The organism is Solimonas soli DSM 21787, assembly GCF_000474945.1.
GTDB classification, from domain to species: Bacteria; Pseudomonadota; Gammaproteobacteria; order Nevskiales; family Nevskiaceae; genus Solimonas; species Solimonas soli.
Genome location: NZ_KI440836.1, coordinates 124694 through 139028, shown reverse-complemented (window position 1 = coordinate 139028; position 14335 = coordinate 124694). Strand labels below are relative to the sequence as shown.

General features: G+C 70.1%; 12 protein-coding genes and 1 pseudogene. 5 read left to right on the top strand and 8 right to left on the bottom strand.

Going from position 1 to position 14335, the window contains the following annotated elements:
• Positions 1-99: 99 nt before the first annotated feature.
• The 5 genes and pseudogenes from K344_RS25005 (at position 100) to K344_RS21565 (ending at position 6181) form a co-directional block, all read left to right on the top strand.
• Positions 100-1790: pseudogene (locus tag K344_RS25005) on the top strand (PepSY-associated TM helix domain-containing protein).
• 99 nt (positions 1791-1889) lie between these two features.
• Positions 1890-2096, top strand: coding sequence for a DUF3325 family protein (locus K344_RS21570; RefSeq protein ID WP_211234541.1), 207 nt, complete (start codon positions 1890-1892; stop codon positions 2094-2096).
• A 68-nt stretch (positions 2097-2164) separates the two neighbouring features.
• Positions 2165-2665 (top strand): sigma-70 family RNA polymerase sigma factor, encoded by a 501-nt coding sequence (locus K344_RS0112690; RefSeq protein ID WP_028080983.1) that lies wholly within the window; start codon positions 2165-2167, stop codon positions 2663-2665.
• The gene (locus K344_RS0112685; RefSeq protein WP_051362197.1) at positions 2647-3624 is read left to right on the top strand and encodes a FecR domain-containing protein; all 978 of its coding nucleotides are present in this window, start codon (positions 2647-2649) and stop codon (positions 3622-3624) included. The genes K344_RS0112690 and K344_RS0112685 overlap by 19 nt, the downstream gene beginning before the upstream one ends.
• Before the next feature lie 76 nt (positions 3625-3700).
• Positions 3701-6181 (top strand): TonB-dependent siderophore receptor, encoded by a 2481-nt coding sequence (locus K344_RS21565; protein WP_051362196.1) that lies wholly within the window; start codon positions 3701-3703, stop codon positions 6179-6181.
• Positions 6182-6206: 25 nt separating this feature from the next.
• Here K344_RS21565 and K344_RS0112675 read toward each other — a convergent pair whose 3' ends face one another.
• From K344_RS0112675 to K344_RS0112640, 8 genes are all read right to left on the bottom strand, one after another.
• A complete protein-coding gene (locus K344_RS0112675; RefSeq protein ID WP_028080981.1) occupies positions 6207-7148 on the bottom strand; it encodes a homoserine kinase in 942 nt (313 codons plus the stop codon).
• Positions 7149-7233: 85 nt separating this feature from the next.
• Positions 7234-8730: a potassium transporter TrkG gene (locus tag K344_RS0112670; protein ID WP_051362195.1), complete on the bottom strand. Its 1497-nt coding sequence runs from the start codon at positions 8728-8730 to the stop codon at positions 7234-7236.
• A 7-nt stretch (positions 8731-8737) separates the two neighbouring features.
• The gene (gene trkA, locus K344_RS0112665; protein WP_028080979.1) at positions 8738-10114 is read right to left on the bottom strand and encodes a Trk system potassium transporter TrkA; all 1377 of its coding nucleotides are present in this window, start codon (positions 10112-10114) and stop codon (positions 8738-8740) included.
• Between the two features lie 345 nt (positions 10115-10459).
• Positions 10460-11773: a 16S rRNA (cytosine(967)-C(5))-methyltransferase RsmB gene (gene rsmB, locus K344_RS0112660; protein ID WP_051362194.1), complete on the bottom strand. Its 1314-nt coding sequence runs from the start codon at positions 11771-11773 to the stop codon at positions 10460-10462.
• Between the two features lie 67 nt (positions 11774-11840).
• Positions 11841-12287 (bottom strand): hypothetical protein, encoded by a 447-nt coding sequence (locus K344_RS0112655; protein WP_028080977.1) that lies wholly within the window; start codon positions 12285-12287, stop codon positions 11841-11843.
• 394 nt (positions 12288-12681) lie between these two features.
• The gene (locus K344_RS21560; RefSeq protein WP_043114457.1) at positions 12682-12876 is read right to left on the bottom strand and encodes an oxidoreductase-like domain-containing protein; all 195 of its coding nucleotides are present in this window, start codon (positions 12874-12876) and stop codon (positions 12682-12684) included.
• Positions 12873-13799: a methionyl-tRNA formyltransferase gene (gene fmt / locus K344_RS0112645; RefSeq protein ID WP_028080976.1), complete on the bottom strand. Its 927-nt coding sequence runs from the start codon at positions 13797-13799 to the stop codon at positions 12873-12875. Before fmt ends, K344_RS21560 begins: the two co-directional genes overlap by 4 nt.
• Before the next feature lie 19 nt (positions 13800-13818).
• Positions 13819-14331: a hypothetical protein gene (locus tag K344_RS0112640; RefSeq protein ID WP_157622913.1), complete on the bottom strand. Its 513-nt coding sequence runs from the start codon at positions 14329-14331 to the stop codon at positions 13819-13821.
• Positions 14332-14335 lie beyond the last annotated feature (4 nt).

Genomic DNA, 14335 nt, shown 5'->3' with positions numbered 1-14335 from the left:
ACGCCGGTGGTCGTCCGCCCCGGCCGGCTCGGCCACGGCATCCGGCACGGCCGGCATGGTGGCTGGCGCGCGCTGGCCTGAGATCACGGAGATCGAACGATGCTGTCGTCCTTCCGCCTGTCGATGACCTGGCTGCACACCTGGTTTGGCCTCGTGCTGGGTTACGTGCTCATCGTCTGTTTCTTCTTCGGCACGCTGTCGGTGTTCGATCGCGAGATCGACCGCTGGGCGATTCCCGAGACGCGCTACGCGCCGCAGCCGATGCCGTCGTTCGACCGCATGCTGCTGCCGATCTTCCGCGGCATCGAGCCGGACGAGGAAAGCTATGATCGCGCGCAGACCGAGGTCGAAGGGCCGCTGCCGCCGCGCGGGAAATTGGTCGCGAGCGACTTCGGCGCGTACACCACGCATCGCGATCCGGTGCTCGGCATGTACGTCGCGTTCGACGTGCCGAACAAGCCTAAGAGCGCGTTCGTCGACCACGTGCACGTCTACGGCACCGCGACTATCGATCCGCGCACCGGCGCGAAGATTTCCGACGATAAGCTTGAGATCGGAAGCGGCTTTTTCTATCCGCTGCACTACAGCTTGCACCTGCTCTGGAGGAATCTCGGATACTGGATCGTCGGCCTCGCCGCGCTGACGATGCTTGCCGCGCTCGTCACCGGCATGATCATGCACCGCACGATCTTCCGCGAGTTCTTCACCTTCCGTCCGCACAAGCAGACGCAGCGCAGCGTACTCGACCTGCATAACCTTACCGGCGTCGTCGCCCTGCCGTTCCACTTCTTCTTCGCGTTCTCCGGCCTTGTGATCTTCGCGAGCAGCTATCTGCCCGTGTCCGGCTCCATGTTCAAGGCGCAGCACGATGCGCACGAACAGCTCAAGGCCCAGCAGACCGGCCTTCCGCACGATCCGGCCGGCGTGCCGGCGCCGACGGCCTCGGTCGACGCCATGGTCGAGGAGGCGCGGCGCCGCTGGGCGGCGCGTGGCATGTCGGGTGAAGTCGGCTTCCTCGAAGTCACGCACGCCGGCGACGCCAACGGCTACGTCAGCGTCTATCGCGCCGGCACCGACCGCGTGACGCAAACCGGGCGGGGTATCCATTTCCGCGCCAAAAACGGCGAGGTGATCCGCGAGGCTCCGCAACGTCCGCCGTCGACGGCCTCCACGACTGGCTTACGGGCCTGCATCTGCAGCACTTCCGCCACTGGCTGCTACGCTGGTTCTACATGCTCGGCGGCCTCGCCGGCTGCGTCTGCATCGCCACCGGCTTGGTGTTCTTCGTCGAGAAGCGCAAGCGCCAGCACGCCAGGACCGGCAGCGGCGGCATCCGCTGGGTCGACGCGCTGGCGACGACCGCGATCACCGGCACGCTCATCGCGACCGCCGCGATCCTCGTCGCCAACCGTGTGTTGCCCGAGGACCTGCCGCGGCGCGGCGACTGGGAGGAGCGCGTGTTCTGGTTCGCGTGGCTCGCAGCGCTGCTGCACGCGGCCTGGCGCGGCGCGCCTGTCGCGCAGGCACGACTCTCGCCGGCCTGGCGCGAGCAGTGCTGGGCGCTCGCCGCGCTGTGCGTCGCCGCGCCGCTGCTGAACTGGCTGACGACGGGCGATCACCTGCTCAAGACCGTCGCCGAGCGCTACTGGCCGGTCGCAGGCCTCGATCTCGCGCTGCTGTCGGTCGCCGCGCTCGCCGTCCATGCCGCGCGGCGCCTGCGTCGCGCCGAGCGCGGCAGCGTCGCGGCAGCGCGTGCACAGGACGACACGCTGGAGGCCGCACATGCCTGAGGTGCTGCTGCTCGCGGCCGCGCTGCTCAGCAGCTTCTGCGGCATGGCCTGGCTCGCGCTGGCGATGAAGGTGCACCGGCAGCAGGCACGGTACGCGCAATGCGCGCGCTCGGTGGCGCCGGCCTCGTCGCCTCGCTGCTGCTGTGCAGGGCGGCCGATCATCCGTCGATGGCGGTGCTCGTCTGGCTGATGCCGCTCGCCGCCGCGGCGCTCATCGTCACCTTCACGTTGAGCTGGCGGCCGCGCTGGCTGGGCTGGCTCGCACCGTGGGGGCGCGCCCTATCGACGGCCGATTCTTCGCAGTAATACACTGCGGCATCCCGCCTCAGCCAGCACGTGCAGCCAGGGCCACAGTTCCCGTCCGGCCGCCGCGCATGTCCGAATCCCTCGCTTCCCCGCCATCGCTGCAACTGCTCTACCGTGAGCATCACGGCTGGTTGCTCGGCTGGCTGCGGCGCCGTCTCGGGTGCGCCGAGCATGCCGCGGAGCTCGCGCAGGACACGTTCCTGCGCCTGCTGCTCGCGCCGGACGCGCTGCCGCTGCGCGAGCCACGCCCGTATCTGTCGACGATCGCCAGGCGCCTGCTGATCGATCACGGCCGGCGCCGCGCGCTCGAGCAGGCGTATCTCGACGCGCTCGCGGCGCTGCCGCCGCCCGAGCTGCCGTCGGCCGAGGACCGTTGCGTCATCCTTGAAACGCTGCAGCGCATCGACGCGATGCTCGACGGCCTGCCGCCGGCCGTGCGCACGGCCTTCCTGCTCGCGCAGCTCGAAGGCCTGCCCTACGCGCAGATCGCCGCGCGGCTCGGCGTCTCCGAGCGCACGGTGAAGCGCTACGTGGCGCGGGGCTACGAAGAATGCATCCTGCTGCTGTGAACGGCGACGCCGCGCCGCTGCCGCGCCGCGCTGCGCGCGAGGCGGCCGCCTGGTTGCTACGCTTGCAGGCCGGCGCCGACGCGGCGACGCTCGCGGCCTGCGCGCGCTGGCGCGCGGCGCACGCCGACCACGAGCGCGCCTGGCAGCGTGCGCTGGAACTGCAGGCGAGTCTCGGCCGCATCCCGGCCGCGCTCGGCATGCGCGCGCTCGATCGCGGCGTGCGTCACGAACGGCGCCGGATCGTGAAGACGCTCGCGCTGCTGATCGTCGTGGGACCCGCGGGCTGGGCCGCCTCGCGTGCCCTGCCATGGCGCGCGTGGACCGCGGATTATCGCAGTGCCGTCGGCGAGATTCGCGAGCTGCGCCTCGCCGACGGCAGCCGGCTTACGCTCAACACTGCGAGCGCCGCGACGGCCGCGTTCGACGACGCGCTGCGCCTGCTGCGGCTCGTCGAGGGCGAGATCCTCGTCGAGACCGCAGGCGCGGCCGGCGAGACGCGGCCGTTCGTGGTGGCGACACCGCAGGGGCATCTGCGCGCGCTCGGCACGCGCTTCACGGTGCGTAGGCTCGGCGACGCGACGCGGCTCGCGGTCTTCGACGGTGCGGTCGAAATCCGTTCCGTCGCTGCGCGGGTGCGGCGGCGCGTCGAGGCGCACGAGGCCGTGAGCTTCACCGAGGACGAGATCGGCGCCGTCGTCGCCGCCGACGAGCGCAGTGCCGGCTGGCGCGCAGGCGTGCTGTACGCGGACCGTATGCGCCTCGCCGATTTCGCCGCCGAGCTCGATCGCTACCGTCACGGCGTTCTGCGCTGCGATTCCGCGATCGCCGAGCTGCGCATCTCCGGCGCCTTCCAGCTGCGCGATCCCGAACGCGTACTCGCCGTGCTCGGCGCGACACTGCCGGTGCGCGTGGTCTATCGCAGCCGCTGGTGGGCGACGCTGGAGCCGGCCGCGGCCTGAGCCTGTCCCTTTCGCGCCGCTCGTTCGTGCTACCCGGTGAGCGCGGATCGTCGCGCGATCAAGACCGGGGAGTCCGATGCAGCAGCAGCGCCACGGCCGCAGGCCGACCGTATCCGTCCGTCCACCGCGCGCCGGCGCCTGGCTGCGCTTCGCGCCGCTGCTGCCCGGTTTGCTCGCCGCGGGCATCGCCGCCGCGCAGCCCGATGTCGGCAGCGCAGCGTCCGTGCAGGGCTATGAGATTCCCGCCGGCTCGCTCGCCGACGCGCTGTCGCGCTTCGCGGGCGACGCCGGCGTCAGCGTCGCGATCGATCCGGCGCTCGTCGAGGGCCTGCGCTCGCCGGGCCTGAGCGGGCGCTACTCGGTGCGCGACGGTTTCGCGCGCCTGCTCGCCGGTACGGAGCTGCAGGCGAGCGAGCAGGCGTCCGGCATCTACGTGCTGCGCAGGTCGCCGCCCGTGGGCACCGCGCCTGAGCCCGTCGTAACGCCGGCCGCGGCGGTGCCGGAGCCGGCCCCGGTTTCTGAAGTGGTCGTGCTGGGCACGAGCAATGCCACGGGCTTATATCTCTCGTCGCGCGAGACACCGCAGTCGCTCACGGTGGTCGGGGAGGAGCGCATGCGCGAGCAGAATCTCAACGAAATTGCGGAGGTGCTCGAACAGGTCGTCGGCGTCGAGAGCAACCGCAGCGGCGCGCTGGGCACCGACAGCACCGGCTACGTCGCGCGCGGATTCTTCGTGCAGAACTACCAGGTGGACGGCATTGCACGGCCGACCAATATCTACGGCTTCGCCGAGGAGACGGCGGACATGGTGGCCTACGACCGCGTCGAGATCATCCGCGGCTCCACGGGCCTGATGACCGGCATTGGCCAGCCGTCGGCGACGATCAATCTGGTCCGCAAGCGGCCGACCGAGACCTTCACGGCACACGCTGCGGCTGGCGCGGGCTCATGGGACTTGAACCGTTTCGAGGCCGATGCCGGTGGACCGTTGAGCGAGGGCGGGCGCGTGCGCGGGCGCGTCGCCGGCGCCTGGCAGGAGAACGGCAGCTTCGTCGAGCGCGAGCGGCCCGAGCGCCGCTCGCTGTATGGCGTGGTCGAGGCGGACGCGACCGACAGCACGACGCTGACCGGCGGCCTCGAATGGCAGGACTTCGAGAACACCGGCGGCTCGCGCGGTGGCGTGCCGCTCTACTTTACAGACGGCACGCGGACCAATTTTCCGCGCTCGGCCAATGCCGGCGCGAGATGGTCGGACTTCCACCGCGAGAGCGTCAACGGCTTCGTCTCGCTCGTGCAGCGCTTCGGCCGTAACTGGCGTCTGCAGGTGGATGCCGAGCACAAGGACGGCCAGTACGACGAGACGATCGGTTACCTGTACGCGCCCGCGCTCGACCACGCGACCGGCGATGGCGGCGACCTGCTCTCAGGACGCTGGGCTTCGGACCTGCGGCTCGACGCGATCTACGCGAACCTGCAGGGCGGCCTCGAGGTGCTCGGCCTGCCGCAGCGGCTCGCGCTGACGCTGAGCCATGCACGCTACAGGACCGACGGCCCCGGCTATCCGCTCTGGTGGGCGGGCGACGACTACTGGCGTCCGGTCAATGTCTATCAGCTGTTCGCGACCGGGGACGTCGCCGAGCCCGACCTCGGCGCCACGGGCGATCGCTACGGACACGACGCGAGAACGAGCGCCGTCGCCGGCGTGCTGCGCCTCAAGCCCGCCGAGCGCGTCGCCGTGATCCTCGGCAGCCGCTTCTCGGACTGGAAGGAATCGAGCTGGGACGAGGACAGCGAAGGCCACCGCACGATCACGCCGGGCATCAAGGAAAACGGCGTATGGACGCCTTACGCGGGTCTGGTCGTCGATCTCACGCGCTCGCTGTCGGCATATGCAAGCTACGCGAGCATCTTCGAGCCGCACAGCGAGCAAGACGTGAGCGGCAAGAAGCTGCAACCGCTCGAAGGCAACACCTACGAGCTCGGCCTCAAGGCTGAGCTGTTCAGCGGCCGGCTCAACGCAAGCGCGGCGCTGTTCCGCATGGAGCAGGATAACTACGCCGAAGCCGACGGTGGCGGCATCTACGCGCCCGACGGCAGCGTCGCCTACCATGCGGTCTCGGGCCTCAAGGCGCAGGGCTTCGAGCTCGAAGCCGGCGGCGAGATCATGCCGGGCTGGAAGATCGCCGGTGGCTTCGCGAACGCCAAGGCCGAGGATCGCGACGGCCAGCGCCTGCTCGCCGAGATCCCGAAGAACAGCTTCAAGCTGTTCAGCAGCTACGCGCTGCGCGGCGCGTTCGACGGACTGACGGTCGGCGGCAACCTGCGCTGGCGCGACAAGACCACCACCAGCGACGGCACGCCCGACGGCCAGACCTACAAGCAGGACGCCCTCGTGCTCGTCGACCTGCTCGTGCGCTACCGGCTCGCGCAGCACTACACGCTCTCGCTCAACATCGACAACCTTCTCGACGAGAACTACTACAGCGCGCTCTACATCAGCAGCTCGCGGCCCGGCGAGCCGCGCAACATCGTCGCGACGCTGCGCTACGACTTCTGAACCGGGCTCGAGGCCGCCGCCGGCACTACAGCGCCGGCGGCGCGTGCTCGCGATGGAACGCGAGGATGCGGCGGTACTGGTCCGGGTCCTTGATGTGCACGACATCGCCTTCGCGCGGGAAGGTCCAGTCGTACAGGCGCGACAGCCAGAAGCGCAGCGCGGCGGCGCGCAGCACCAGCGGCCACGCGGCGCGCTCGGCCTCCGAGAACTCGCGGCGCGAGCGGTAGGCCGAGACCATCGCTTCCCAGCGCGCCGGGTTCAGCGTGCCGTCCGGCTCGAAGCACCAGTCGTTGACGGTCACGGCGAGGTCATAGAGCAGGGCGTCGTTGCAGGCGTAATAGAAGTCGATGACGCCGGTCAGGCGGTCGTCGACGAACAGCACGTTGTCGCGGAACAGGTCGGCATGGATCACGCCCTGCGGCAGCGCCGCGAGATCGATCGACATCTGCTGCGCCAGCTCGTCGTCGATCAGCTTGCGGATGCTCGCCTCGCGCGTCTTGCGTGCCAGCAGGCGGCCGGTCTGCTCTCGCCACAGCGCGCCGCGCGAATTGTCGCAGTGGCCGGCGTAGGACTGCGCGGCGACGTGCAGCTCGCCGAGCGCGCGGCCGACCTGGCGGCACTGTTCGAGGTTCGGGAACAGCACGCTCTGGCCGACCAGGCGGCGCACCAGCGCGGCCGGCTTGCCGTTGAGCGTGACCAGATTCTTGCCGTCGTGCGTGCGCGCCGGCATCGCGCTGGCGAAACCGCGCGAGGCGAGGTGATCCATCAGGCCGAGGAAGAACGGCAGGTCGGCGTAGTTGAGGCGCTCGAATAGGGTCAGCACCCAGCGGCCGTCTTCGGTGTCGACGAAGTAATTGGTGTTCTCGACGCCTTCGCCGATACCCTGGAATCCGATCAGCGGCCCCACCGGGTACTGCTTGAGGAACTTGCGCAGCTGCGTGTGGCTGACTTTGGTGAAGACCGACATGGCGGGGCGGGGAAGATGCGGCGTAGCGTCGCAAGCCCGAATTAGACCAGAGCGTCCGCCATGGCGCCACGCGCGAAGCGGCCGTTCAGCGTCGCCAGAAGGCCGGCGTGAAGATCACCAGCAGGGTGAACACTTCGAGGCGGCCGATCAGCATGCCGGCGATCAGCACCCACTTGCCGAAGGTGGTCACCGAGGACACGTTCGACACCACCTCGTTGAGGCCCGGCCCGCCGTTGTTGATCGACGAGGCGACCGCCGACAGGGCCGTCGCCGGGTCGAGGCCGGTCATGATCATCGCGAAGCTGAGCAGGATCGTGAAGCCGATGTAGATCGAGAAGAAGCCGCCGATGGCGTAGACGACGGTATCCGGCACGATCTTGTGTTCGAGCTTGATCGGGACTTCGGCGTTCGGATGGATCAGCCGCGTGATCTCGCGGCCGGCCTGCTTGACGAACAGCACCAGGCGGATGACCTTCACGCCGCCGCCGGTGCCGCCCGCACAGCAGCCGATGAAGGTCGCCAGCACCAGCAGCAGCGGCACGAAGCTCGGCCACAGGCTCGGATCGGCGGTCGCGAAGCCGGCGTCGGTGCCGTAGGCGACGACCTGGAACAGGCCGCGGCGGATCGACGTGCCGAGGCCGTAGACGCCGTGCACGTAGAGCATCGTGCAGACGATGACGCCGAGCACGGCGTAGATCGTCAGGAAGGCGCGGAATTCGGTGTTGCGGAAGTAGCCGGCCAGCGAGCGGTTGTCCCAGGCCAGGTAGTGCAGGGCGAAGTTCGAGGCGCCGGCCAGCATGAAGAACATCGCCGCGATCTCGATGCCGAGGCTGTTGAAGTAGCCGAGGCTGGCGTCGTGCGTCGAGAAACCGCCGGTCGAGACCGTCGACATGGCGTGGCAGACGGCGTCGAACAGGCTCATGCCGAGCAGCCAGTAGACCGTGGTGCAGGCCAGCGTCAGCACCAGGTAGACGACCCACAGTGCGCGCGCGCTGCTCATGATGCGCGGCGTCAGCTTGGCGTCCTTCATCGGCCCCGGCGTTTCGGCCTTGTACAGCTGCATGCCGCCGACGCCGAGCATCGGCAGCACGGCGACGGCGAGCACGATGATGCCCATGCCGCCGAACCAGTGCAGCTGCGAGCGGTAGTAGAGGACCGCTTTCGGCATCGCGTCGAGGCCGGCGGCGATCGTCGTCGAGCCGGTCGCGGTCAGGCCGGACACCGACTCGAACAGCGCCTCGGTGAACGAGTGCCAGCCGACGTGCGCTTCGATGAACGGCACCGCGCCGGCCGTCGACAGCACCGCCCAGAACAGCACGACGATGAGAAAGCCGTCGCGCACCTTCAGCTCGCTGCGGTAGTTGCGCACCGGCCACCAGATCAGCGCGCCGATGACGAGCGCGACCTCGGCGCCTTCGAGAAAGGCGCGCCAGGCGCCTTCGCCGTACCAGAGATCGACGGCGAGCGGCGGCAGCATGGTCGTCGAGAAGGCCATCAGCAGCAGGCCCATGATGCGCTGCACGGCGGCGAAGCGGCGGCGCGGATGCGCGGCGGGCGAAGAGCTGGGCAGAGCCGCGCGCATCGCGTTGTCAGAGCAGTGAGAAGCCGACCTGGAACAGCTTCTCGACTTCGGCGACGCGCTTCTTGTCGACGATGAACAGGATCACGTGGTCCTCGGCTTCGATCACGGTGTCATGGTGGGCGATGATGACCTCGTCACCGCGCACGATGGCGCCGATCGTCGAGCCGGCCGGCAGCTTGATCTCCTCGAGACGGCGGCCGACCACCTTCGAGTTGTGGCGGTCGCCGTGCGCGACGGCTTCGATCGCCTCGGCGGCGCCGCGGCGCAGCGAATGCACGCGCACGACGTCGCCGCGGCGCACGCGCGACAGCAGCGCCGACACCGTCGACTGCTGCGGCGAGATCGCCACGTCGATGCTGCCGCCTTCGACCAGTTCCACATACGACAGGCGGTTGATCAGGCACAGCGCCTTGCGCGCGCCGAGCCGCTTGGCGAGCATCGCCGAGAGGATGTTGGCCTCGTCGTCGTTGGTGATCGCGCAGAAGACGTCGATGTCTTCGATGTTCTCTTCGCGCAGCAGCGCCTCGTTGGCGCCGTCGCCGGACAGCACGACGGTGTTGCGCAGGTTCTCGGACAGATAGCGCGCGCGTTCGCGCGAACGCTCGATGATCTTGACCTGGATGCGGCTGTCCTCGAGCGCGCGCGCGAGGCGAAAGCCGATGTTGCCGCCGCCGGCCAGCATGACGCGGCGCACGGGTTTGTCGAGGCGGCGCAGCTCGGCAATGATTTTCGGCGCGTGATGCGCGGCGGAGACGAAAAACACCTCGTCCTCGGCCTCGATGACGGTGTCGCCTTCGGGAATGATCGGCCGGCCGCGGCGGTAGATCGCCGCAACGCGCGCGTCGACGCCGGGCAGGTGCTGCGGCAGTTCCTTGAGCTGGCGCGAGACCAGCGGGCCGCCGTAATAGGCCTTGACGCCGACCAGACGCACCTTGCCGTCGGCGAAGTCGACGACCTGCAGCGCGCCCGGATATTCGATCAGGCGCTTGATCTGGTCGGTGACCAGCTGTTCCGGCGAGATGTGCATGTCGACCGGGATCGCGTCTGCGCCGAACAGCTTCTCCTCGCGCAGGTAGTGCGTGGCGCGGATGCGGGCGATCTTGGTCGGCGTCTTGAACAGCGTGTCGGCGATCTTGCAGGCCAACATGTTGGTCTCGTCGCTCTCGGTGACGGCGATGATCATGTCGGCGTCGTCGGCGCCGGCTTCGCGCAGGGTGTCGGGGTATGCGGCGTGGCCGGCGACGGTGCGCAGGTCGAGGCGCTCCTGCAAATCATCGAGCGCGGCCGTGTCGGTGTCGACGACGGTCACGTCATTGCGCTCGTTGGTCAGGTTCTCGGCGAGCGTCGAGCCGACTTGCCCTGCCCCGAGGATGACGATTTTCATGGGCCGCGCACCTTACGCCGCTCCATGCTGCACCGCAAGATGGGCGCCCGTCACCGCCGCCGGACGCGGCGGTCGACGCGGTCGAGCGGCCTTGGGGGATTTGTAGGACGTTCGCCATGGGCACTTTTTACTATGCCGATGTGCGAAAGCCGCTTACTAAGATGCCAGCGACATCGACGCCGGTGTGAGCCGAGTAGTCGGGGGGAACGCCAATAGTTACTGTGGTTGCAGGAAGCCGGGCCGCCGGTCGCTGCTTCGGGGGAGGTGACGATCGGTTCACCGCTGCCTGCTTTCCCAGATGACCCCGCTTCGGCGGGGTCTTTGTTTTCCGGCACGCGGCGGGCCTCAGCGCTTCAGCAGCACCGCGTAATAGAAGCCGTCATGCGCGCCGCCCGGCGCGATGCGCCGCCCGTGCGCCGTCGCCTCGCCCCAGGCGGCGACGATCGGTTCGATGACGACATTGTCGTGCAGCAGGCGGAAGCGGCCGATGATCTCGTCGCCCTCGGCGCGCAGCACCGAGCAGGTCGCATAGACCAGCCGGCCGCCCGGCTTGAGCAGATTCCAGCCGCTCTTGAGCAGGCGCAGCTGCTGGGCCTGCAGGCCGGCGATGTCGGAGTCGCGGCGCAGCCATTTGATGTCGGGATGGCGGCGGATCACGCCGGTGCCCGAGCAGGGCGCGTCGAGCAGCACGCGATCGAAGGGCTTGCCGTCCCACCAGCGCAGCGGCTCGCCGGCGTCGCCGGCGACCAGCTTCGCCGCCAGCCTGAGGCGGCGCAGATTCTCGTCGACGCGGATCAGGCGCTGCGCGTCACGATCGACGGCGGTGACCTCGAGGTCGGCGCATTCCAGCATGTGCGCGGTCTTGCCGCCGGGCGCGGCGCAGGCGTCGAGCACGCGCAGGCCGCCGCTCAGCTGCAGCAGCGTCACGGCCAGCTGCGCCGACGCATCCTGCACCGAAACCTGGCCGCTGTTGAAACCGGGAATCTTGTCGACCGGGCGCGCCTCGGCGAGCGTCACCGCTTCGAGCGCCGCGCTGTCCGCGCTGGCGGCGATGTCCATCTCGGCGAGCCGCCTGAGGTATTCGTCGCGGCTCATGCGGCGGCGGTTGACGCGCAGGGTCAGCGGTCCCTGGCCGTTGTTGGCGGCCAGCACGCTTTCCCAGTGCCGCGGCCAGTCGTTGCGGATCTGCTGCACGAGCCAGTCCGGATGCGAATGGCGCAGGCCGGGATCATTGGGCAGGCCGGCTTCGATCGCCCCCTGTTCGCGCGTGTAGCGGCGCAGCACGGCGTTGACGAAACTCTGCGCCTGCGGCCGCTTGAGGACTTCGGCGGCGGCCACCGTTTCGTTGATCGCCGCGTGCGGCGGCGTGGCGAGACTGCGCAGCTGGTGCAGGCCGACCAGCACGAGCGCGTGGATTTCGTCGTCCTGCGCCAGCGGCTTGTCGACCATCCGCGCGGCGATCGCCTGCAGCAGGCGCAGCTCGCGCAGCACGCCGTAGGCGAGCAGGCGCGTCATCGCCGCGTCGGCCGGCACGCGGAAGCGCTCGGCCGGCAACAGCGCATCGTCGAGACTGCTGCCGCGCAGCACGCGACTGATCGCCCGTGCCGCGCTGGCGCGCACGTTGGCGTGATGGCGGGAGACGGGTGCGGCGGGCTTCATGGCGACGGCTGCGGCAAGGGCCGCACATCATAGACGTCGCTGCCGGCGCGCGCCGCCGGCGGGCGCCTCAGCGCGGACGCGAGAAGCGGCCGCGCGGCAGCTTGCTGCGCGCCGGCGCCACGCCGCCGCGGCGCGGGCCTTCGTCGCGCTGCACCAGCTCCCAGAATTCCTCCTCGTGGCGCTTGACCGTGGCGCGCGCCCAGAGCTGCAGGCTGCGCACGGCGAACCAGATCGCCGCGGCGAGCAGGGCATTGGCGAGCAGCACGTAGACGAATTCGCCGCCGCCGAAGCTCGGCGCGAGGCCGTCGAGGGCGCGCAGCGGATGGTGCAAGAGATCGACACCGAACTGCTGCGCCTGCGCCCACAGCTGCGGCAGCGAGACTTCGCCGACACTGATGCCGAACACGCCGAGCGCCAGCCACTTGCGCACCGCCAGCCAGGCGAGGTTGAAGAACAGCACGCCGGCGATCACCAGCTTCAGCGGTCCCAGGACCGTCACGATTTCTGTCAGCACAGCACGCTCCGAACTTCGTGAAACCGCCGCCGGATGTCTCGCCGACGGCACGACGCCGTGGACGGCACCCCGCCCTTCAGCGACCCTTATCAAGCGTGCGCTGCCGGATGCCCGATCCCCTCCCTGACGCTTTTTCTCTGGATAAAGCGCGGGCGCCGCATTGAAAACGCGCCCAGCATGGACCGGCCGGCGCGCGGCCGGGTAGGCGTGGCGACGCACGGCAGTGTTTTCGCCGCTGAACTGCGCTTGCCAGGCTGAACGCCATGGACCAGAACGGTCCGGCCTTCGCTGCCGCCCTGCGGCTTTGCCGGCCGCTTCGCGGGAATCATCAAGGGCGTGCCCCGCACCTTGCCTGGCGGCTCGCCTGAGGGCATCACGACGACGCCGATCGCGCTTACGGGCCTCGATCCGCCTCGGGCGCCTTGCGCCCGGCGCGGATCGCCGCGACGCGGGCCCGCCACTCGCGCATTTCCTCGGCGTGCGTGTCGAGCACGCATTGCGCGCAGCCGCTGAAGCAGCAGTCGGGCATGTCGGGCGGCGGCGGCAGGTCCTCGTCGCCGTCCGGGGCGGCTTCGTCGGGCGCGATCATGCGAATCGCCGTCCGGCCAGGGCGCGGCCGCTGGCGATCTGCGCCGCCGCCAGCGGCTTGCCGCCCGGCCACTGCAGCTGCAGCAGGCGCACGCGGCCGTCGCCGGCGGCGACCTCGATGCCCTCGGCATCGGCGCGCACGACGGTGCCCGGCGCCGCGCCGCTGCCGGGCGCGGCGGCGCGCGCGTCGAAGCAGCGGATGCGTTCGCCGTCGAGTTCGGTCCAGGCGCCGGGCGCCGGGTTGAAGGCGCGGATGCGGCGCGCGACGACCGCCGCCGACTGCGTCCAGTCGATGCGCGCCTCGTCCTTGTCGAACTTCTTCGCGTAGGTCGCGCCTTCGGCCGGCTGCGGCGTCGCCTGCAGGGTGCCGGCGGCGAGGCCGTCGAGTGCGGCGACGATCAGGCGGGCGCCCATCGCGGCCAGGGCGTCGTGCAGCGTCGCCGCCGTCGTCGTGTCGTCGATCGGCAGGCGGTCGACCAGCAGCATCGGCCCGGTATCGAGGCCGGCGTCCATGCGCATGATGGTCACGCCGCTCTCGGTGTCGCCGGCCTCGATGGCGCGCTGGATCGGCGCCGCGCCGCGCCAGCGCGGCAGCAGCGAGGCGTGAATGTTGAGGCAGCCGTGACGCGGAATGTCGAGCACCGCCTGCGGCAGGATCAGGCCGTAGGCGACGACCACCATGACCTCCGGCGCCAGCGCGCGCAGCGCGGCCTGTTCGGCTTCGCCGCGCAGGCGTTCGGGCTTGAACAGCGGCAGGCCGAGCGCGGCGGCGCGCAGCGCGACCGGCGAGGGTGTCAGCCTGCGGCCGCGGCCGGCCGGACGATCCGGCTGCGTGTAGACGCCGACGATGCGATGGCCGGCGGCATGGATCGCATCGAGGGCGGCGACGGCGAAATCCGGCGTGCCGGCAAAGACCAGTCTCACGTCGCCGCGGCCCTCATCGTCAGTGCGCCTTCAGGGCGTTCTGCAGCCCGGCTTCGGCGCTGGCGCTCCACGAACCCTGCGCGCGCCAGCGCACGGCGCCGTCGGCGCCGAGCAGCACCAGGTAGGCATCGTCGCCCGGCGCCGCGGGCGTCGCCGCCAGCTGCTTCCAGTCTTCCGTGCCCTTCATGGCCAGCAGGTGATGGGCGCGCTCGGGCGGCGGCACCTTGTCGCGCATGCGGCCGATCGCCATGTCCATGACGAAGCTCGGCATGCCCTCGACGACGGCGACGTCGTAGCAGCCCGGCGTGCCGCTCTTGCACAGCGCGGCGAGGTGCGCGTTCCAGTCGTCGGTCTGCTTGCGCGCGGCCTTGGAGAAGGCGATGACCAGCAGCTTCGGGCCGGCGGCGAGGCCGTCGGGCACGGTGGTCGGATCGCCGTCCAGCGTGTCGACCGCCAGGGGTCCGGCGATCGCGGCCGTGCCGCAGACCAGCAGCAGGCCGGCCAGCAACATCCCCGGGCGCATCCTTGTCATTGCC